The organism is Saccharopolyspora aridisoli (genome assembly GCF_004348445.1).
GTDB lineage: Bacteria > Actinomycetota > Actinomycetes > Mycobacteriales > Pseudonocardiaceae > Saccharopolyspora > Saccharopolyspora aridisoli.
Genome location: NZ_SMKV01000005.1, coordinates 115,005 through 134,828, shown reverse-complemented (window position 1 = coordinate 134,828; position 19,824 = coordinate 115,005). Strand labels below are relative to the sequence as shown.

Annotated in this window: 17 protein-coding genes; 9 read left to right on the top strand and 8 right to left on the bottom strand. The window is 69.6% G+C overall.

Annotated elements, in window-relative coordinates; translation table 11 throughout:
• Positions 1 to 36 precede the first annotated feature (36 nt).
• The gene (locus tag E1161_RS05715; RefSeq protein WP_132620310.1) at positions 37 to 330 is read right to left on the bottom strand and encodes a hypothetical protein; all 294 of its coding nucleotides are present in this window, start codon (positions 328 to 330) and stop codon (positions 37 to 39) included.
• Between the two features lie 147 nt (positions 331 to 477).
• Here E1161_RS05715 and E1161_RS05710 point away from each other — a divergent pair, with 147 nt between their 5' ends.
• Both E1161_RS05710 and E1161_RS05705 read left to right on the top strand, forming a co-directional pair.
• A complete protein-coding gene (locus tag E1161_RS05710; protein WP_132620308.1) occupies positions 478 to 2,259 on the top strand; it encodes a Xaa-Pro dipeptidyl-peptidase in 1,782 nt (593 codons plus the stop codon).
• A 190-nt stretch (positions 2,260 to 2,449) separates the two neighbouring features.
• Positions 2,450 to 3,550, top strand: a complete 1,101-nt coding sequence (locus E1161_RS05705; RefSeq protein ID WP_132620306.1) for a DUF4192 domain-containing protein — start codon at positions 2,450 to 2,452, stop codon at positions 3,548 to 3,550.
• A 26-nt stretch (positions 3,551 to 3,576) separates the two neighbouring features.
• Here the strand turns inward: E1161_RS05705 and galE are convergent, their stop codons facing one another.
• From galE to E1161_RS05690, 3 genes are all read right to left on the bottom strand, one after another.
• Positions 3,577 to 4,539 carry a UDP-glucose 4-epimerase GalE gene (gene galE / locus E1161_RS05700; protein ID WP_132620304.1) on the bottom strand — a complete coding sequence of 321 codons (963 nt, stop codon included), beginning with the start codon at positions 4,537 to 4,539 and terminating at the stop codon, positions 3,577 to 3,579.
• A gap of 63 nt (positions 4,540 to 4,602) precedes the next feature.
• Positions 4,603 to 5,781 carry a galactokinase gene (gene galK, locus E1161_RS05695; RefSeq protein ID WP_132620302.1) on the bottom strand — a complete coding sequence of 393 codons (1,179 nt, stop codon included), beginning with the start codon at positions 5,779 to 5,781 and terminating at the stop codon, positions 4,603 to 4,605.
• Positions 5,778 to 6,473: a metal-dependent transcriptional regulator gene (locus E1161_RS05690; RefSeq protein WP_132620300.1), complete on the bottom strand. Its 696-nt coding sequence runs from the start codon at positions 6,471 to 6,473 to the stop codon at positions 5,778 to 5,780. Before E1161_RS05690 ends, galK begins: the two co-directional genes overlap by 4 nt.
• 122 nt (positions 6,474 to 6,595) lie before the next feature.
• On the opposite strand from E1161_RS05690, the gene E1161_RS05685 reads away from it, so the two are divergent.
• From E1161_RS05685 to E1161_RS05665, 5 genes are all read left to right on the top strand, one after another.
• A complete protein-coding gene (locus E1161_RS05685) occupies positions 6,596 to 7,447 on the top strand; it encodes a sulfurtransferase (protein ID WP_132620498.1) in 852 nt (283 codons plus the stop codon).
• Between the two features lie 83 nt (positions 7,448 to 7,530).
• Positions 7,531 to 8,706: an acetoin utilization protein AcuC gene (locus E1161_RS05680; protein WP_132620298.1), complete on the top strand. Its 1,176-nt coding sequence runs from the start codon at positions 7,531 to 7,533 to the stop codon at positions 8,704 to 8,706.
• 12 nt (positions 8,707 to 8,718) lie between these two features.
• Complete coding sequence (locus E1161_RS05675) at positions 8,719 to 11,394, top strand: bifunctional acetate--CoA ligase family protein/GNAT family N-acetyltransferase (protein WP_235874808.1); 2,676 nt, start codon at positions 8,719 to 8,721, stop codon at positions 11,392 to 11,394.
• Positions 11,395 to 11,435: 41 nt separating this feature from the next.
• Positions 11,436 to 12,317, top strand: coding sequence for an alpha/beta hydrolase family protein (locus tag E1161_RS05670; RefSeq protein WP_235874807.1), 882 nt, complete (start codon positions 11,436 to 11,438; stop codon positions 12,315 to 12,317).
• A 254-nt stretch (positions 12,318 to 12,571) separates the two neighbouring features.
• On the top strand, positions 12,572 to 12,874 hold the full coding sequence (locus E1161_RS05665; RefSeq protein ID WP_235874806.1) for a hypothetical protein: 303 nt from the start codon (positions 12,572 to 12,574) through the stop codon (positions 12,872 to 12,874).
• A gap of 207 nt (positions 12,875 to 13,081) precedes the next feature.
• Here E1161_RS05665 and E1161_RS05660 read toward each other — a convergent pair whose 3' ends face one another.
• Positions 13,082 to 14,737, bottom strand: coding sequence for a fumarate hydratase (locus tag E1161_RS05660; protein ID WP_132620287.1), 1,656 nt, complete (start codon positions 14,735 to 14,737; stop codon positions 13,082 to 13,084).
• A gap of 186 nt (positions 14,738 to 14,923) precedes the next feature.
• Here E1161_RS05660 and E1161_RS05655 point away from each other — a divergent pair, with 186 nt between their 5' ends.
• A complete protein-coding gene (locus E1161_RS05655; RefSeq protein WP_132620285.1) occupies positions 14,924 to 15,637 on the top strand; it encodes a tyrosine-protein phosphatase in 714 nt (237 codons plus the stop codon).
• Positions 15,638 to 15,885: 248 nt separating this feature from the next.
• Here E1161_RS05655 and E1161_RS05650 read toward each other — a convergent pair whose 3' ends face one another.
• The 3 genes from E1161_RS05650 to E1161_RS05640 form a co-directional block, all read right to left on the bottom strand.
• Positions 15,886 to 16,857, bottom strand: a complete 972-nt coding sequence (locus E1161_RS05650) for a sigma-70 family RNA polymerase sigma factor (protein ID WP_132620283.1) — start codon at positions 16,855 to 16,857, stop codon at positions 15,886 to 15,888.
• Positions 16,858 to 17,195: 338 nt separating this feature from the next.
• Positions 17,196 to 17,621 carry a D-aminoacyl-tRNA deacylase gene (gene dtd, locus E1161_RS05645; RefSeq protein ID WP_132620281.1) on the bottom strand — a complete coding sequence of 142 codons (426 nt, stop codon included), beginning with the start codon at positions 17,619 to 17,621 and terminating at the stop codon, positions 17,196 to 17,198.
• Positions 17,618 to 19,132, bottom strand: a complete 1,515-nt coding sequence (locus tag E1161_RS05640) for a N5-glutamine methyltransferase family protein (protein WP_132620279.1) — start codon at positions 19,130 to 19,132, stop codon at positions 17,618 to 17,620. Before E1161_RS05640 ends, dtd begins: the two co-directional genes overlap by 4 nt.
• Positions 19,133 to 19,255: 123 nt before the next feature.
• On the opposite strand from E1161_RS05640, the gene E1161_RS05635 reads away from it, so the two are divergent.
• Entirely contained in the window at positions 19,256 to 19,813 is a 558-nt protein-coding gene (locus E1161_RS05635; RefSeq protein ID WP_132620277.1) for an isochorismatase family protein, read from the top strand.
• The last annotated feature ends 11 nt before the right edge of the window (positions 19,814 to 19,824 follow it).

The following is a 19,824-nucleotide window of genomic DNA, read 5'->3' as shown; positions in this document are numbered from 1 at the left end:
GACGTGCTGTTGGACGAGCGACGTTCGAGGGCTTCCTCAGCGGCGGGTGAGCAGGTGGGCCGCGGTTGCGGTGGCGGCGGTCACAACGAGCACCGAAGGCCAGGCGCCGATCTTCTTCGCCAGCGGGTGCGAGCCTGCCAGCGCCGTTCCGTAGGTCGCCCCCAGAGCCAGCGCCGGGACCACACCGGCGCGGCGGCGGCAGATCTCCATCGCGCCCAGGCCGGCGCCTGCCGCGACAACTCCGCCCCAGTGCCGGTGCTGGGAGGCGCGAGCCACCGCGAAGCCACCGATCAAACCGGCCGAGGTCAGCAGGCTGGACGGAATCGACATGCGAGCTCCTCGGTGGTTCCGGTGGCGACACTTCGACCTTACTGCCGCTCGGGTGGTTCTGGCGGGAACCCGCCGCATCGGTGGTTGACTTCCCATTTCGCGCTAAGAAAAGTGCCGGTGTCGTCCCTCCAGCTTCGGGAGCCCTGCATGCGGCGCGTTGTGACCGGTTGCCTCGCGGCGATCTTCGCCCTGCCCCTGGTCGGATCCACGGCTGCGGCCCAACCACCCCAGGGGCCCGTGTTCTCCGATGGCGAGGCGCAGCCGGTGTTCGACCCGGCTCGAGCGGTGCGCCAGGACCTGTTCGTCACCGCGCCGGTCGACAGCGACCACGACGGTCAGCAGGACCGGGTGCACGTCCGAGTGGTGCGGCCGAGAGAGTCAGAGCAGGGCTTCCGGGTTCCGGTGGTCTACCAGGCCAGCCCGTACTACTCCGGCGGGAACGACGTGCCCAACCACGACGTTGACACCGAGTTGCACGTGCCGGAGCAGGCCGGGCCGCGCACGATGCGTCGCACGGCGGGCGACGAACGGGTCGCCGTCGCCGCCGAGATCGAATGGGCCTACGAGCAATACCTGCTGGCCAGGGGCTATGCCGTGGTCTACGCCGAGTCGCTGGGTACCGGGGAGTCCACGGGGTGCCCGACCACCGGTGCGGAGAACGAAACGATCGGCGCCAAGTCCGTCGTGGATTGGCTCAACCGCCGTGCACCCGGCCACGACGCTGGCGGTGCGCCCGTGGACGCCCACTGGTCGACCGGCAAGGTCGGCATGATGGGCGTCTCCTACAACGGCACCTTGCCCAACGCCGTGGCCTCCACCGGGGTCGAGGGGCTCGAAGCGATCGTCCCGATCGGGGCGATCTCGAATTGGTACGACTACTACCGGACCGATGGGGCCGTGGTCGCGCCCGGCGGTTACCAGGGCGAGGACGCCGATGTGCTGGCCGAGTACGTCCACACCCGCGCCGACAGGGAACCTTGCCGCCCGGTGATCGACGGTCTCACCGCTGAGCAGGACCGGATTACCGGCGACTACAGCCAGTTCTGGGACGAGCGCAACTACCTCGACGACGTCGACGAGGTGCACGCGGCCGTGCTGTCGGTGCACGGGCTCAACGATTGGAACGTCAAGACGCGCCAGGCCGCGCAGTGGTACCAGGCGCTGCGGGAGCACGACGTCCCGCACAAGATCTGGTGGCACCAGTCCGGCCACACCGACCCGATCGAGCTGCGGGAGGAGGAATGGCTTCGGACGCTGAACCGCTGGTTCACCCGCTACCTCTACGGCGTGCCCAACGGCGTCGAGGGCGAGCCGCGCGCGACGGTGCAGCGCGAGGACGGCAGTTGGACCGAGGAACCCGAATGGCCGGCCCCGGATGTGTCCGAGACGGTGTTGCGCCCGAGCGCAGGTGGACCGCAGCGAGGTGGTCTCAGCGCTGCGGGCCCCGCTGCTGAGGTGGTGGAAGGACTCACCGACGACGCCGGTCTGCTGGCCGAGGACCTCGCCGCGGCACAGAGTTCGCCGAACCGGCTGGCCTACTTCACCGAGCCGCTCGCCGAGCAGGCGCGGGTCAGCGGTGAGGTGCGCGCTGACCTGGCGCTCACCTTCGACCGGCCGGCGGCCAACGTGACCGCTCTGCTGGTCGACCAGGCGCCGGACGGCTCGGTCTCGGTCGTCACCCGCGGGTGGGCCGACCCGCAGAACCGGGAGGTGCTGGACCGCACCACGCCGATCGAGCCGGGGCAGAACTACGCGATCACCGTGACCATGCAGCCTGACGACTACGTGTTCGCTCCCGGACACCGGCTGGGCGTGGTGGTGCTCTCCAGCGACCACGACTTCACGCTGCGCCCCGAGCCGGGCGCGGGGCTGCGGTTGGACCTGGCGCGCACCAGCATCTCCATCCCCGCCATCGGCAAGATTTCATGACCGACTCACATGAAACCCGTGCGGTAGCGGAGAGCAACCTTCGATGGGGTGGCGAAGTTAGCCAGATCGATCGTCGCTGATCGGTGTGGTTTCGAATGTTCGGATACTAGTTTGTCCACAGCGGACGAAGTTGTCCCAAGATTCGCTAAACCGGTGTCGCGTAGCGGGTTTTCGGCTCCATCGTTGTGGCATGACGACGCGACTGAACACCCAGATATCGCTGAGCGATCCCGGTGACGTGCTCGCCGCGCTACCGCACATGATCGGGTTCAACCCGGTCAACTCCTTCGTGCTGCTGACGCTGCACGACCTGACCAGCACCCCGAAGTTCGGCATGACCCTGCGCGTGGACCTGCCGTGCCCCGCCAACGCCTGCGCGTTCGGGGAGTTCCTGCTGACAGGACCGTTGAGCAGGAAGAACGTCGAGGGCGTGATCATGGTCGTGGTCGGGGACAGGCCCAACCACTCGGGCTGCCCGGAGAGCTGCGGCGGCAGGTGCCACGAGTCCGATGAGTCCGGTCCCGACTCCGAGCCCCCGATGCTCGGGCTGATCGAGGTGGTCCGGAAAACGCTGCTCCAGGCCGGGATCGTGACCGCTCACGCGCTGCACGTGCCGGAGATCGCGGCTGGCGAGAAGTGGCGGTGCTACTTCGACGAGGGCTGCCGCGGAGTCGTCGCGGATCCGAAGGAGTCCGCGATGGGAGCGGTGATGGCCGCCGAGGGGTCGGTGACCTTCGGTAGCAGGGAAGAACTGCGCGAACTCGTCGCGCCCGAATCGCGGGAGTTGATCAACCGCTGGTCGGCGAAGCTCGACGCTCTGACCGAGGAGGCCATCGACTCCTACGACCCGTCACGCGTCACCGAAGACCTGCGCAAGGTCTTCGGCGCCATCCAGCGCATCGCAGCAGGCTCCGCACTCACCGAGGACGACCTGCTGGGCGTGCTGCAGGCCGTCGCGGACGTCCGGGTGCGGGACATCGTGATGGGCACCGCGCTGAGCGATCTGGCGCGCCCGGCCGAAGAGCTCTGGCTGACGCTCGTGCGCAAGGCGCCGGACCCCGAGCTCGTCGAGGTCGCAGCACTGCTGGCGTTCTCGGCCTACGTGCGCGGCGAAGGCGCGCTGGCGGGTGTGGCCTTGGAGCGCATCGAGGGGGTCAGGCCCGAGCACACCCTCGGCACCCTGCTCCGGCAGGCCATGGACGCCGGAATTCCGCCCGCGGAGCTGGCCGTCATCGCCCGGCACTCGGTCGACGACGCCCAGCTCCTGCTCGACGAGGACGGAGGCTGCTGATGTGCGCGAGGAAGCGGAAGGAGCGATCAGGACGCGTGACGCGCGCGCGAGAACTCCCACGCGTCGCGCACGATGACGCCGAGGTCGGCGCGCTGGGGCTGCCACCCCAGGTCCTCGCGCGCCCGCTGGCTGGAAGCCACCAGGGTCGCGGGGTCGCCTGCCCGGCGGGGTGCGACCTTCGCCGGGATGGGGTGCCCGGTGACCTCGCGGCAGGTGTCGATGACCTGCTTGACCGAGAAGCCCGTGCCGTTGCCCAGGTTGTAGATGCGGTGCTGGCCGGCCTCGGCGTTCTGCAACGCCAGCAAGTGGGCGTCGGCGAGATCGGTGACGTGGATGTAGTCGCGGACGCAGGTGCCGTCAGCGGTGGGCCAGTCCTCGCCGAAGATCTGCACCTGCTCGCGCTGACCCAGCGCGACCTGCAGCACGATCGGGATCAGGTGGGTCTCCACGGTGTGCCGCTCTCCGATCGCGCCGTGCGCCCCGGCGACGTTGAAGTACCGCAGGCTCACGGCACCGATGCGGTGCGCGGTCGCGTAGGAGGTGATCGCGCTGTCGATCGCGAGCTTGGTGGCGCCGTAGGTGTTCGTCGGCCGCGTCGCGAGGTCTTCGGTGATCGGGGAGACCTCAGGCTCGCCGTAGGTCGCCGCCGTCGAGGAGAACACCAGTCGCGGCGTGCCGTGCTCGCGCATCGCATCCAGCAGGCGCAGCGACGTGACGACGTTGCCCTGCCAGTACTTCTGCGGGTCCTCCATGGACTCGCCGACCAGCGACTTGGCCGCGAAGTGCAGCACACCGTCGAACTGCTCCGCGAGCAGCTCGCTCGCCGCGGAGGCGATGTCGGCCTCGACGAACTTGCAGCCGTCCGGGATCGCGTCGGCATGCCCGGTGGACAGGTCGTCGACCACGACGACCTCGTGGCCAGCCTCCACCAGGCGTGCTGCGCACACGCTTCCGACGTAACCGGCACCGCCTGTGACCAGGAGCTTCAACTGCGCACTGCCTTCCGTGGGAGAACTAGTCGATTCAGCGGGGAGCGGGGGTCGACGAGCTCGTCACAGATCCCGTCCCGCACCGGCGGAGGGTATCGCGATGAACACGCGCGGCTCGGTGAGGCTCCGCTCGGCGAACGCGGACCGGACGGCGGACTCGATCCGCTCCCGGTCGGCGCTGGAGATCAGCGCGATCGCCGAACCGCCGAAGCCACCGCCGATCATCCGCGCACCCAGTGCACCGGCTTGCACCGCTGCGTCCGCTGCGACGTCGAGTTCCAGGCAGGAGACGCGGTAGTCGTCGCGGAGACTGGCGTGGGAGGCGTTGAGCAGCGGGCCGATCCCGGCGTAATCGCCGGAGCGCAGCAGCTCCACGGTGGACAGCACGCGCTCGTTCTCGGTGACCACGTGCTTGACCAGCGATTGGAGCTCGTCCGGAAGCTGCTCCAACGCCGCAGGCAGTTGTGCCGTCGAAACGTCCCGAAGTGCCTTGACCTCCAGCAGCTCCGCCGCCCGCTCGCAGCCCTTCCGGCGTTCTCCGTAACCGGATTCGCTGTGCGAGTGCTTCGCGCGGGTGTCGATGACCAGCAGTTCGAGGTCCTCGCTGCGCGGATCGAACGGGACTTGGTCGGCCTCGCCGGAGCGGACGTCGAAGAACAGCGCGTTGGACTCGACGCAGCGCAGCGATGCGGTCTGGTCGAGCAGTCCGGTGGGAGCGCCGACGTAGTCGTTCTCCGAGCGCTGCACGAGCCGGGCGATCTCCGCCAGGCTCGGCGCGTCCGGCTCGCCCGGCGCCAGGCCCAGGTGGTCAAGCAACGCCAGCGCAACAGCGCACTGCAGCGCGTGGGAGGACGACAGACCCGCGCCGGTGGGGACATCACCGACGATCACCAGGTTCAGTCCCGGTACGGGGTGACCGGCTTGGCGCAGCGCCCACGCGACGCCGGCCGGGAAGGCGGACCAGCCGGTGTGGGAGCCGGGCCGGAGTTCGTCGACGACGACCTCATCGCCCTGGTGGAGCTCGCCGTCGTCTCCCAGCGTCGTGGTCACGAGCTTGCGGTCCTCGCGCGGCCCGACGCCCACCGCCACCCGGTGCGGAATCGCCATCGGGAGCACGAAACCGTCGTTGTAGTCGGTGTGCTCACCGATCAGGTTGACCCGGCCTGGGGCCGACCACACCGCGCTGGCGGCACGGCCGTGCTCAGCGGCGAACAGCTCCGCCGCTCGTTCGGAGACGGTCACTTGGCGGTCACCATGACCGCGTGCGCGATGCTCGGAGTCAGCTCGGCGGTACCGCTCTGGCCGCGAACCTCGATCGGCTTGTTCGCCCCGACCACGGACAGGATCTCGACCTCGTTGCCCGGCACGATGCCGACTTCCTTGAGGTCCGTCATCAGGTCGGGGTCCAGCTGCACGTGCTCGGCGATGCGGCGGATGACCGCGCGGCCGCCGCCGTTGCGTGCGATCTCGTCGACTCGTTGGAGCTCGCCGTCGACCGCGCTCTCGACGTGATCGACACCGAGGTCGTCGAGTCCGGGGATGGGGTTGCCGTAGGGGGACGTGGTGGGGCCACCGAGGAGCTTGACGAGCTTGCGCTCAACGGCCTCGCTCATCACGTGCTCCCAGCGGCACGCCTCGTTGTGCACGTGCTCCCACTCGAGGCCGATCACGTCGACGAGGAGCCGTTCGGCGAGGCGGTGCTTGCGCATGACGCTGATCGCTCGGGCGCGACCGGCCTTGGTCAGCTCGAGGTGGCGGTCCTCGGCGACCATCAGCAGGCCATCGCGCTCCATGCGGGCCACCGTCTGGCTCACGGTGGGGCCGCTCTGCTCCAGGCGCTCGGCGATCCGGGCCCGGAGTGGCACCACGCCCTCTTCCTCGAGGTCGTAAATGGTGCGAAGGTACATCTCAGTGGTATCGATGAGATCGTTCACGTCGGCTCCCCATTCAAGTCCCAACCACGATGCTAGTCGCTGCCAGCGACAACGGTCAGTGGCCGGGGAGTTGACAGCCAAGATTGATGACCGACCTCGTCGGCGGGCTTCGAAAGGCCGTCATGCAACCCTTGATCAGTACCGATGATCTCATGTCCGCGCTGAGCGCGGACCCGCACCCGACGCTGCTCGACGTGCGCTGGTCACTGCTCGGCCCACCGGGACGGGGGGACTACGCCGAGGGGCATTTGCCCGGAGCGGTTTTCGTGGATCTGGACGCCGAGTTGGCGGCCGAGCCGGGCCCTGCCGGCCGGCATCCGCTGCCCGATCCGACGGCCCTGCAGGAGGTCCTCCGCCGCGCCGGAGTGGACGCCGACCGACCGGTGGTGGTCTACGACGCGGACAACGGTTCGGCGGCGGCCCGGGCGTGGTGGCTGCTGCGCTGGGCCGGGCACCGCTCGGTCGCCGTCCTCGACGGCGGCTACGCGGCGTGGTCCGCTGAGGGCAAGCCGACCACCACCGAGGCTCCGGAACCAGGCGATGGAGGTTTCCGGGTCCGGCCCGGTGTGATGCCGGTGATCGACGCGGACCAGGCGGCCGGTCTGGCTCGCGACGGCGTGCTGCTCGACGCACGAGCCCCGGAACGATACCGGGGTGAGGTCGAGCCGATGGACCCGCGCGCCGGGCACGTCCCCGGAGCGCGCAACGCGCCGTTCAGCGAGCACACCGATGAGTCGGGGCGCTGGCGTTCGCCGGAGGAACTGGCCGAGCGCTTCGCCGCGCTGGGCGTCACCGGCGGCAGCGCGGTCGGCGCCTACTGCGGCTCGGGCGTGACCGCCTGCTCGGTGCTGCTGGCGTTGGAGCACGCCGGCATCACCGACGCTCGCAACCCGGCGGTGCTGTACGCGGGTTCATGGTCGAACTGGGCAGCGAACCCCGCGCGGCCGGCGGCCACTGGTGCGGACGCGGGCTGACCCCTCGCAAGATCGATCCGGTTCGGCGGGTCACGCGGCCGAGACCCTGTGGCGGGTGGCTTCCTGCGGGTAGCGTCCCGCCCATGGGTTCTCAGTTGGCCGTGGTCTGGGAAGAGTCGCTGCTCGAGTACGACCTCGGCGGGCACCATCCGCTGCATCCGGTCCGCCTGGACCTGACCATGCGGCTGGCCGACTCGCTCGGCCTGCTCGACGGTGTGGAGATGCTCAAACCCGAGCCCGCCACTGAACGGGACCTGCTGCGGGTGCACACCGCCGAGTACCTGGCTGCCGTTCGCTCGGCGCCGCTGAGCGGCTGGGAGGTCGGGCACGGGCTGGGCACCGACGACAACCCGATCTTCGACCGGATGCACGAGGCGTCGGCCCTGATCGCGGGCGCGTCCATCAAGGCAGCCGAGCAGATCGTGTCCGGGCAGGCCGACCGCGCTGTCAACATCGCCGGGGGGCTGCACCACGCGATGGCCGATCACGCGGCCGGGTTCTGCGTCTACAACGACTGCTCATTGGCCATCTCCTGGATGCTGGAGCAGGGTGTCGAACGCATCGCCTACCTCGACGTGGACGTGCACCACGGTGACGGTGTGCAAGCGGCCTTCTACGACGACCCGCGCGTGATGACGATCTCGCTGCACCAGCACCCGGTGACGCTGTGGCCGGGCACCGGCTTCGCCACCGAGGTCGGAAAGGGCAACGCCGACGGCACGGCGGTCAACATCCCGCTGCCACCGGGCACCGGCGATGCGGGCTGGCGGCGCGCCTTCCACGCGGTGGTGCCCTCGGTGCTGGGCCAGTTCCGCCCGCAGGTGCTGGTCACCCAGTGCGGAGCCGACGCGCACCGCGACGACCCGCTCGCCGATCTGTCGATGTCGGTCGACGGGCAGCGTGCGACCTACCAGAACCTGCGCGAACTCGCCGAGAGCTACGCCGGCGGCAAGTGGCTGGCGCTCGGCGGTGGGGGATATTCGCTCTTCCGCGTGGTGCCCAGGGCGTGGACCCACCTGCTGGCGACGCTGCTGAACCGGGACGTAGCGCCGGAGACGACCATCCCTGAGGATTGGATCGCGTACGCCGTCCGGCGTGCGCGGAACGTACCGATGCCGACGTCGATGTCGGACGGGGCCGACCCGTCCTTCGAACCCTGGACCGGGGTGACCGCTTCGGCGGTCGACACCGCGATCCGCGACGCTCGGCACGCGGTCTTCCCGCTGCTCGGGCTCGACCCGGCAGACAGCCGCGACTGAGGAGCATCCGAAGTGGACGAAGTGCTGGGAGAGGAGGCCGGGCCGAGGCAGGACTACCCCCGGCAGTGGGAAGCCGACGTGGTGCTGTCCGACGGTGGCACCGTGCACCTGCGGCCGATCGTCCCGGCCGACAAGGACAAGCTGCTTGCCTTCCACGGCCGGCTCAGCGACAGGACCAGGTACTACCGGTACTTCGGTCCGTACCCGCGGATGTCGGAGCGCGACGTGCGGCGGTTCACGCAGGTCGACTACCTCAACCGGACCGCGCTGGTCGCGCTGCTCGGTGACGACATCGTCGCGGTCGGCCGCTTCGACCGGCTCGGTGAGCAGAAGTCCGCCGAGGTCGCGTTCGTCGTCGAGGACGGTCACCAGGGGCGCGGGCTGGGCTCGATCCTGCTGGAGCACCTCGCGGCCGCGGCGCAAGAGCGCGGTCTGCGGCGCTTCGTGGCCGAAGTCCTGGCCGAGAACTCGACGATGGTTCGGGTCTTCCGCGATGCCGGTTACCAGGTCAGCCGGGCCATGGAGGAAGGCGTCGTGCACCTGGAGTTCGACATCGACCCGACCGAGGAATCGGTAGCGGTGGCCCGAGCCCGCGAACAGGCGGCCGAGGCGCGCAGCGTGCACAACCTGCTGCGCCCCCGGTCGGTGGCGGTGATCGGGGCCTCCACGGATCACCGCAAGATCGGTCACGCGGTGCTGACCAACCTGCTCACTGCGGACTTCACCGGCCCGGTCTACCCGGTCAACCCCGAGCACCGCTCGGTGCGCGGGGTGCGGGCCTACGCCTCGGTGCTCGACATCCCCGACGAGGTCGACCTGGCGGTCGTGGCGATTCCGGCTGCCAGCGTCAACGAGGTCCTCGACGACTGCCTGGCCAAGGGCGTGAAAACGCTGGTCATCGTCTCCTCCGGGTTCAGCGAGTCCGGTCCGGCGGGGCGCGAGGTCGAGCGCGAGATGGTGCGCGCCGCTCGCGTGCACGGGATGCGAGTGGTGGGCCCCAACGCGCTCGGCGTGGTCAACCCCGATCCGGAGTTCCGGCTCAACGCGAGCCTCGCGCCGCAGCTGCCTGGACGTGGCCGCACCGGGTTCTTCAGCCAGTCCGGCGCGCTGGGCGTGGCGATCCTGGAGACAGCGACCGAGCGCGGGCTCGGGCTGTCGACGTTCGTCTCCGCGGGCAACCGCGCCGACCTGTCCGGCAACGACCTGCTGCAGTACTGGCAGACGGACCCCGCAACGGATGTCGTGCTGCTGTACCTGGAGTCGTTCGGCAACCCGCGCAAGTTCGGGCGGCTCGCCAGGCGGTTGGCCCGGAGCAAGCCCGTCGTGGTGGTCAAGTCGGGTCGCAACTCGGTCCGGGCGGGCCTGGCGGCGACCACGGTGGAGATCGACGAGACGAGCGTGCAAGCGCTGTTCGAGCAGTCCGGCGTGATCCGGGTCGAGTCGGTGGCGCAGATGTTCGACACCGCGCTGCTGCTCGCGCACCAGCCGCTGCCGCAGGGCGATCGGGTCTCGATCGTGGGCAATTCGTCGGCGCTGGGCATGATCGCCGCCGACGTGGCCCAAGCGCAGGGCCTGCAGCTGGCGCACGAGCCGGTCGACGTCGGAGCTGTGGCAGGGCCGGAGGAGTTCGCCGCCGCCGTGCGCGATGCGGCCCTGCGCGAGGACGTCCACGCGCTGATCACTGTGTTCGCGCCGCCGGTGGCGGTGCCCGGAACGGCCTACGCGCGGGCGTTGCGGAACGCGCTGCAGGAGGCCGACGCGGCGCGTTCGAAGCCGGTGGTGACCACGTTCCTGGCGGCCGAAGGCGTGCCGGACGAACTGGTGGTGCCGGGACCGGACGGGACCACGGGCAAGGGTTCGGTGCCCTCGTACCCGAGCCCGGAACGCTCGGTGCTCGCGCTGGCTCGCGTCACCCGCTACGCGAAGTGGCGCGCGGCGCCGAAGGGACACTTCGTGCGTCCGGAGGTGGAGGCCGAGCAGGCGCGTTCGCTGGTCGAGCAGTGGCTGGCCGAGGGCGTGGTGGAGCTCGGCGACGAGCGCACCGTGCGCCTGCTGGGTTGCTACGGCATCGAGGTGGCGCCCTTTCGCAAGGTCACCGACGTCGCGGGCGCGATCGCGGCTGCCGAGGAGCTGGGCTACCCGGTGGTGCTGAAGTCCACCAGCGCCAAGCTGCGGCACCGCAACGACCTGGTCGGGGTCCGCCTGGACCTGGGCGGTCCGGAGGCCGTGCGCACGGCCTACGCGGACGTGCGCCGGGTGTCGGGGATCGACGAGGTCTACGTGCAGCGGATGGCCGGGCGCGGGACCTCGTGCGTGATCGACCTCATCGACGACCCCTCGTTCGGCACGCTGGTCTCGTTCGGGCTCTCCGGCGTGGCCAGCGAGCTGCTGGGGGACAAGGCCTACCGCGCGCTGCCGTTGACCGACGTCGACGTCGCCACGTTGGTGCGCGCGCCTCGGGCGGCGCCGCTGCTGGTCGGCTATCGGGGTGTGGAGCCGGCCGACCTGTCCGCGCTGGAGGACCTGGTGCTGCGGGTGGCGACCTTGGCCGAGGACCTGCCCGAGGTGCGGCAGCTGGTGTTGCAGCCGGTCCTGGCCTCGCCGACCGGTGCTGCGGTCACCGGGGCCAAGGTGTCGCTGGGGGAGTCCGCGGCCGTTCCGGACACCGGGCCGCGAAGGTTGCGATAGGGGACACAGACGGAACGGTCTAGTTCCGTTAATCTGTGCACGTGGATCAAATCACGACCCGGAAGATCGACGCGTCCGCCCCCGTGCTCGGCGTGGTTCCCGCGGGCCAGTACCGGATCAAGCTGCGCGCGTTGCAGCAGGACGACCCGAGCGCGCCGGTCGCCGTGCTGGCACCGGCCATGGGCGTGCCCGCCGGCTACTACCGGCGGTTCGTCGCCGAGCTGCACCAGCTCGGCATGACCGTGGTGTCGTATGACGTGCGCGGCCAGGGCGAGAACAAGCCGCGGCCCCAGCGCGGAGTCCACTTCGGCTACCAGGACTTCGTCAACGACCTCGACGCCGTGCTCGACCTGGTCGAATCGGTCTTCCCCAGGGCGCCCCGGTTCGTCCTCGGCCACAGCCTCGGCGGTCAGATCGCGTTGCTGCACACCGCCGCCAACCCCGGCCGGATCCAGGGCGCGGCGCTCATCGCCACCGGGTCGGTCTGGTACCGGGGCTATCCCGGCCTGGCCAAGTACTACTACTCGCTGCTGGGCACCCAGACGATCGCACTGGCCTCGACGCTGCTCGGGTACTGGCCCGGATACGTCTTCGGCGGCAGGCAGGCGACCGGCCTGATGCGCGACTGGGCGCGCCAGGCGCGCACCGGGCGCTGGCGGCTGACCGGATCGGACCTCGATTACGACGCCGCTCTGACCGAGGTGGCGACTCCGCTGCTCACCGTGACCGTGGACAACGACGAGCTGGCGCCGATCTCGGCCATGGACGATCTGGTCAAGCACTCCACTCGTGCTGACCGCACCGCCCGGCACTACACGGCCGCCGACGCGGGCGGGCCGGTGGACCACTTCAAGTGGACGCGGAACTCCGCCGAGATGGCGGCCTGGATCGGAGACTGGATGAACGGCGTCCTCGGGCGCTGACCGCGGTTCGCGCACCGGCCGGGTGAATTGTGTGAAAGGTGTTGACTGATCCACCTCGGCCGGGACGCAACCGCTGACTCCCGAGCGTCCGTCTTAGAGGTATGAGACGCCTACGAACTGCAGTGGGCGCGGGGAGTCTGCTTATCGTTCTGGCAGCCTGCGCTCAACAGCCGACCAACGACGTGGGGTTCGGTGGTCAACCGCCGGTGCCTCCCGGACCTGTTCAGCCGAAACCTGAACCGGAACGGACGCCGGTGGCCGCTGAGGCCATCGACCTCTCGCTGCTGCCCAGAGGATATCCGAAGAAGGTCTGGACTCAGGACAACGGTACCGCAGTAGTCGCCTCCGGTCAGGAGGGCGGCTGCAGCAAGGTGCACGCCGAACTGGCGGAGCAGACCGCGGACCACGTGAAGATCATCCTGGTGGAGGAGACTCCGGAGCCACCGGGCATCTGCACGATGGACCTGAGGTACCCGCCGGTGGCGGTGAGCCTCGACGCCCCGCTGGAAGGGCGAAAAGTGGTCCTGGAGCAAAGAGATGTGAAGGTTCCGCGCTGATCAGGCTGTAGCGCGGCGGAAACCTGCCGCCGTCGCGCGTGCAGAACCCGGCTCGCCGCCGGAGGTGGGGCTCCACGGTGGACCTGGTTCGGCAGCCTTGTTCTCGATGCGGGCCGTCGCAGCGGGATGACCGCGGCCGCTTGGGCTCACTCGCGCACCACGCGCGGGTGAGCCCAAGACCGGTCATCTAGCGCGGTCGCAAAAACCTCAGCGGCCGAAGGAGATCTGCAGGGTGGGCTGCGTCGAGTTGGCGAAGAAGTCATTGCCCTTGTCGTCGACGACGATGAAGGCGGGGAAGTCCTCGACCTCGATGCGCCAAACCGCTTCCATGCCCAGCTCGGGGTACTCCAGCACCTCGACCTTGCGGATGCAGTCCTGCGCCAAGCGCGCGGCCGGTCCACCGATCGAACCGAGGTAGAAGCCGCCGTGGTCCTGGCAGGACTCGGCGACCTTCTTCGACCGGTTCCCCTTGGCCAGCATGACCATCGAGCCACCTGAGGCCTGGAACTGCTCGACGTAGGAGTCCATCCGGCCTGCGGTGGTCGGGCCGAAGGAGCCCGATGCGTAGCCGTCGGGGGTCTTGGCCGGACCGGCGTAGTAGACCGGGTGGTCTCGCATGTAGTCGGGCATCGGCTCGCCTGCGTCGAGCCGCTCGGCGATCTTGGCGTGCGCGATGTCGCGCGCCACGACCAGCGGACCCGTCAGCGAGACGCGGGTCTTGACCGGCAGCTTGGACAGCTCGGAGCGGATCTCGGCCATCGGCCGGTTCAGGTCGATCTTGACGACCTCGTCGGAGAGCTGCTCGTCGGAGACCTCCGGCAGGTACTTGGCCGGGTCGCGCTCCAACTGCTCCAGGAACACGCCCTCAGGGGTGATCTTGGCCTTGGCCTGCCGGTCAGCCGAGCAGGACACCGCCACACCCACCGGCAGCGACGCGCCGTGCCGGGGCAGCCGGATCACCCGCACGTCGTGGCAGAAGTACTTGCCGCCGAACTGCGCGCCGATGCCGAACTGGCGGGTCATCTCCAGGACCTGCTGCTCCATCTCGACGTCGCGCAGCGCGTGCCCGGAGCCCGAGCCCTCGCGCGGCAGCTCGTCTAGGTAGCGCGCGGAGGCGAGCTTGGCGACCTTGAGGTTGTACTCGGCGGACATGCCGCCGACGACGATTGCCAGGTGGTACGGCGGGCACGCGGCGGTGCCCAGCGAGCGCAGCTTCTCCTCCAGGAAGCGGCCCAGGCGCGTCGGGTTCAGCAGCGCCTTGGTCTCCTGGTAGAGGAAGGTCTTGTTCGCGCTGCCGCCGCCCTTGGCCATGAACAGCAGCTCGTAGAACGGGTCGGTGCCCGGCTTGTTGAGCAGCTCGATCTGGGCGGGCAGGTTGCTGCCGGTGTTGCGCTCTTCCCAGAAGTTCAGCGGCGCCATCTGCGAGTAGCGCAGGTTGAGGTCCTGGTAGGCGTTGAAGATGCCGCGAGCCAGCGACTCCTCGTCCTGGCCGCCGGTGAGCACCGACTCGGTCCGCTTGCCGATGACGATCGCAGTGCCGGTGTCCTGGCACATCGGCAGCACCCCGCCGGCCGACACGCAGGCGTTGCGCAGCAGGTCCGTGGCCACGAAGCGGTCGTTCGCGCTGGCCTCCGGGTCTTCCACGATCGACTTCAGCTGGGCGAGGTGCGACGGACGCAGCAGGTGCTGGATGTCCTTGATCGCCTCGGCGGCCAACGAGGTCAGCGTGGCGGGTTCGATCTCCAGGAAGCGGCGCCCCGCGGCTTCGACGACCTTGATGCCTTCATCGGTCACCAAGCGGTACTCGGTGTCGTCGGGGCCGAGGGGGAGCACCTCGGTGAAGTCGAAATTCGTGGTGGTCACGTCGCGGCTCCTTTGCGCGCGTTCGGGTTACGCGTGCACTCATGTAACCGCGCAGCGGATCACGCCGTCCACACGGGTGGGCTATGTGTGACGGAGACCTGGTGGCGCGCGCCGGGCGGCCCTGGTCGGAACCTGCTCGGATTGACATTCTCGGGGGTGGACGGCTCCCCTCACATCGGAGGCTTCATGGCGACGTCGGATGCGCTCGATGAACTGGTCAACCTCCGCGACCTCGGCGGTCAGCCCACCGGCAACGGTGTTCTGACCAGGTCCGGCGTGGTCTACCGCAGCGACGCCCCGCACCCCGGGGATCGGGACCCGGCGGGGGCGTCCGCATGGCCGCCGCGCGTGGTGGTGGACCTGCGCGAAGCTGTCGAGACGCAGGATGAGCACCCGTTGGCCCCCGTCGCCCAGGTCCACCGGGTTCGGGTGCTCGAAGGGCTGGACAAACCGGAGGCCGACGGTTCCGCGCACGAGCTGACCCTGCTCTACGAGGGAATGCTGCAGGGCGCCCCGAAGAAGCTCGTCGAGGTCTTCCGGCATGTCTTGGAGGCCGACGGTCCGGCGCTGGTGCACTGCGCGGCGGGCAAGGACCGGACCGGGGTGGTCTCGGCGATGCTGCTGGGCGCGGCAGGCGTGCGGCAGGACGCGATCATCGCCGACTACGTGCGCACCGACAAGAACATGTTCCGCGTGCTGCAGCGGCTCAACGAGGCACCAGAACTGCCGCCAGGCGTGGATGAGGAGATGGTCGCCGAGCTCTTGGCCACGCCGACTCAGGCCATCGAGCGCGTGCTCGAGGTCTTCGAGGACCACCAGGGCGCCGCGGGCTGGCTGGGCGCCCACGGAGTCACCGACGACGAGCTGGAGCGCTGGCGGGAGAAGTTCCTGCAGGAGTAGGTGAGGAGGCCGGACCCGCCTGTTCGACGAGCCCGCCCTCCTCCAGCAAGCGGTGGGAGACCCACCGCTCAAGCAGCGGGAAGAAGATCTTCGCGTTTTCTCCGCGTCCGGTCAACGAGCCGATCGGGTGCAAAATTGATCCCTGTTGGCCCGAACCGGGCACGACCCGGGGCCGATGCCTCAACCGGCGCAGAGGTCGCAGGGCGCGGCGGAGCGCCCCCTGGGTGGGGAGGGGCGCTCCGCCCGGTTCAGCTGGCGTAGGCGCGGAGCCGGTCGGCGCGGTCGCCCTGGCGGAGCTTGGACATGACCTCGCGCTCGATCTGGCGGACCCGCTCGCGGGACAGCCCGAAGGCCTTCCCGATCTGGTCCAGGGTGCGCGGCTGGCCGTCTTCGAGGCCGTAGCGCATCCGGATGACCGCCTGCTCCCGCTCCTCCAGCGTGGACAAGACCCGGCGCAGGTCGTCCTGCAGGAAGCCCGAGATCACCGCGTTCTCGGCGTCGGCGGACTCGGAGTCCTCGATGAAGTCGCCGAGCGGGGCGTCCTCCTCGGCACCCACCGGCATGTCCAGGCTCACCGGGTCACGCGAGTGGTCCATCAGGTCGAGGATCTTCTCGACCGGGATGCCGGCCTCTTCCGAGAGCTCGTCGTCGGTGGCCTCGCGTCCGAGCTTCTGGTGCAGGTCGCGCTTGATCCGGGCCAGCTTGTTGACCTGCTCGACCAGGTGGACGGGCAGCCTGATGGTCCGGCTCTGGTCGGCCATGCCCCGTGTGATGGCCTGACGGATCCACCAGGTCGCGTAGGTCGAGAACTTGAAGCCCTTGGTGTAGTCGAACTTCTCCACCGCGCGGATCAAGCCGAGGTTGCCCTCCTGGATGAGGTCCAGCAGGGGCATGCCGCGCCCGGTGTAGCGCTTGGCGAGGCTGACGACCAGGCGGAGGTTGGCCTCCATCAGGTGGTTCTTCGCACGCCGACCATCCCGCACGACGGCATTGAGGTCAGAACGCCGCTCGGGGGAGAGGTCCTCGCCGGTCTCCAGCAAGTGCTTGGCGAAAACTCCGGCCTCGATCCGCTTGGCGAGGTCGACCTCTTCTTGTGCGGTGAGCAGCGCGGTGCGCCCGATGCCGTTGAGGTAGACGCGCACCAGGTCGGCCGATGGTCCCTGGGTATCCAGTTCTTCGGTGACGGCGACGTCTGGCTTGGTGGTCTGCGGGACGGTCATGAGCTCCCTCCCTGACGGGCTGGCTAGCGGGACGCAATTCACACCGGCGCATCGGTGCCCGGTGCGGAAGACGCGTACGCTCGGTATTAACCGGGGCTTGCGCGTCGACGTTCTTCTTCGGATGTCGGGTCGGTGCCGGTGCTGTCGGTTCGGCCGGATGTCCGGTCGAGAACTCCCAGGGTTCGGTCACCGCTGTCGGCATGGCCGTCGAAGCTTCGTTACCTGGAAAACGACGGGCGCGACGAATTCGTTCCCGATGTTCTCGATTCGAAGACGTCGCGGCCGTCACATCCGTTGCGCCCGCAAGTCTGAGGATTCCCTGAGAGCTCTCGTTACATTTAGACCTCAACCAAAAGTGTGAATGGCCCGTCGTTCACGCTTTCGACAGCCATCATCGCCCCGAACACCCCGGTGGACACCCGAGCACCCCGCTCGCGAAGCTCCGCGACGACCTCTCCCACCAGCGGCTCGGCCTGCTCGGGGCGGGCCGCTCCTGTCCACGACGGGCGACGTCCCTTCTCGGTCGATCCGTACAGGGTGAACTGGCTGACGACGAGCAGCGGGGCCCCGGTCGTGGCGCACGACTCCTCGTCCCGCAGGGCTCGGATCTCGTGCAGTTTCCGGGCCATTCTCACGACTTCCTCACGGCCGTCGGAATGCGTCACACCCAATAGGACCAACAGTCCGGGTTCATCGATCTTGCCGACCACTTCACCGTCGACCGTTACCGAGGCGCGAGTGACGCGCGTGGCGATTGCCCTCATTGATCAACACCTCGCCATTCGGCCGGGACGACCATTCCGTGCCGCACGAGTTCGCGCACCACAGGAATCGCCGCGGAGGTCAACTCCTCCACTTCTTCGCCGTAACCCATCGCCAGCAACTCCAGCAGTTCGTCCAACGGCAGCGCACCGCGGAACCCCGCCAGCAACCGGACGCCGAGCTCGTCGATCTCGTGCTGCCAACCCGGTCCGTCGGTGCGGTGCAGGCGGTGCACGATCGGCTCCCACCCCTCGTCACCCGGCTGCGAGACCTGCTCCAGCACCGTGCTGTCGGCGGTGACCAGTCGGGCGGCCAGCAGGTCGTCGTCCGAGTCGTGCTCCCGCAGCCAGTCGACCCTGCGCAGCCAGGCGTCGGACTCCGGGCCCAGCGGATCGTCGAAGGCGTGCCGCAGGTCCTCGCAGACGACCTGACCGGGACCGTCGGCGCGGCGCAGGGTGACGAAGCCGAAGCCGATGCCGATCACGTCGTTGCTCTCGAACCAGTCCAGCCACTCGGCGGCCTTGCGCATGCCCTGCTCGGAGCGCAGGTCGTAGCCGGCGTCGCGCAACCATGTGCCGACGTACAGGTCGGGGTCGGCCACGTCGCGCTGCACGAACCAGGCGTCCACCCCCGCGCCCGGTGGGAGCCAGGACGCGACGCGGTCCTCCCAGTCCTCGCCCTCGCGGTGCACCCAGGACGCCAACAGCTGCCCGGTGCCGCCCTCGTTGAGGAACGACGGCAGCTGGCGCACGACCAGCGCGCTCGCGTCGTCACCGGCCAGGCCGGAATCGCGGTAGGTGAAGTCGGTGCGCGGCGGTCCGACCACGAACGGCGGGTTGCACACGATCAGGTCGAACCGGCGGCCCCGAACCGGGGCGAACCACTCGCCCTCGTCGAGCTCCACCTCGACGTCGTTGAGCCGGAAGGTCGCCGCGGCCAGGGCCAGCGCCCGCTGGGAGACGTCGGTGACGGTGATGCTGCTCGCGTGCGTGCTCGCGTGCAGCGCCTGCACCCCGCAGCCGGTGCCCAGGTCGAGCACCGAGCCGACCGGCCGCCGGGTGGTGGCGCGCACCAGGCTCAGCGAGGCGTGCCCGACGCCCAGCACGTGGTCGGGGTCGACGGGACGGCCGCCGCGCAGGTCGGAGTCCAGGTCCGACACGACCCACCAGGAGTGCTCGCCCTCGCCGTGGGGGCGGATGTCCAGCCCGGCGCGCAGCAGCTCGCCATCGGCGGCGAGGATGCCGGCCGCCAGCGCGTCATCGATGGTCAGCGAGCCCAGCGCGGCCTGCACGTCGGCGTGGGTCTCGGGGTGCCCCAGCAGGAACAGGCGCACGAGGGTGCCCAGCGGACCGGCGCCCCCGGTGGCGCGCAGCGCGGGCATCGGTTCGCCGCGTCCGAGCGCGGCGTGCGCGGAGTGGCCGAGCAGGTCGAGGACGCCGTCGGCGTCGTAGGAGGCGGCGCGGAACGCCTCGCGAAGTCGGTCGATGCGGTCAGCGGACAGATCTGGAATCACGTCCTGAATCCTCACACGCCTGCCGGCGGACGCCTCGGCTCACTCGATCGGGCGGTTCGTGGCGAACGGGAACCGTCGGTGGTGCGACCTAGCATCGAGGCTTCGCTGATGAGGGGAGTCACCATGACCGTTCTGGACAACAGGCCGAACACCGCGCTGCTGGTCATCGACGTGCAGAAGGGCGTGGTCGCCGACGCGCACGATCGGGACCGGATCGTGGCCAACATCGGTGCTCTGGTCGGCCGGGCTCGTTCGGCCGGTGTCGACGTGGTGTGGATCCAGCACCACGACGACGGGCTGGCCCGCGACAGCGAGGGCTGGGAGCTTGTGCCCGAGCTGGAGCGCGGCGATGCCGAGCCGCTGGTGCACAAGGCATACGGAGACGCCTTCGAGGACACCGAACTCGAGGAGGTGCTCGCCGACCGCGGCATCGGCCGGCTGGTCGTCGCCGGGGCGCAGTCCGATCAGTGCGTCCGGTGCACGCTGCACGGCGCGTTCGTCCGCGGCTACGACGCGACGCTGGTGGCCGACGCCCACACCACCAGCGACCTCAGCCGCTACGGGGCGCCATCGCCGGACGAGGTCATCGCGCACACCAACCTGTACTGGCAGTACCAGGTCGCACCCGGCCGCACGGCGGGCACGGTCAGCACGGCGGAGGTCGACTTCGCTCGCGCATGAGCGGAACGGCG

Coding starts and splice junctions, on each gene's coding strand:
- E1161_RS05715 (WP_132620310.1), bottom strand. CDS start 330: ATGTCGATTCCGTCCAGCCTGCTGACCTCGGCCGGTTTGATCGGTGGC.
- E1161_RS05710 (WP_132620308.1), top strand. CDS start 478: ATGCGGCGCGTTGTGACCGGTTGCCTCGCGGCGATCTTCGCCCTGCCC.
- E1161_RS05705 (WP_132620306.1), top strand. CDS start 2,450: ATGACGACGCGACTGAACACCCAGATATCGCTGAGCGATCCCGGTGAC.
- E1161_RS05685 (WP_132620498.1), top strand. CDS start 6,596: ATGCAACCCTTGATCAGTACCGATGATCTCATGTCCGCGCTGAGCGCG.
- E1161_RS05680 (WP_132620298.1), top strand. CDS start 7,531: ATGGGTTCTCAGTTGGCCGTGGTCTGGGAAGAGTCGCTGCTCGAGTAC.
- E1161_RS05655 (WP_132620285.1), top strand. CDS start 14,924: ATGGCGACGTCGGATGCGCTCGATGAACTGGTCAACCTCCGCGACCTC.
- E1161_RS05650 (WP_132620283.1), bottom strand. CDS start 16,857: ATGACCGTCCCGCAGACCACCAAGCCAGACGTCGCCGTCACCGAAGAA.
- dtd (WP_132620281.1), bottom strand. CDS start 17,621: ATGAGGGCAATCGCCACGCGCGTCACTCGCGCCTCGGTAACGGTCGAC.
- E1161_RS05635 (WP_132620277.1), top strand. CDS start 19,256: ATGACCGTTCTGGACAACAGGCCGAACACCGCGCTGCTGGTCATCGAC.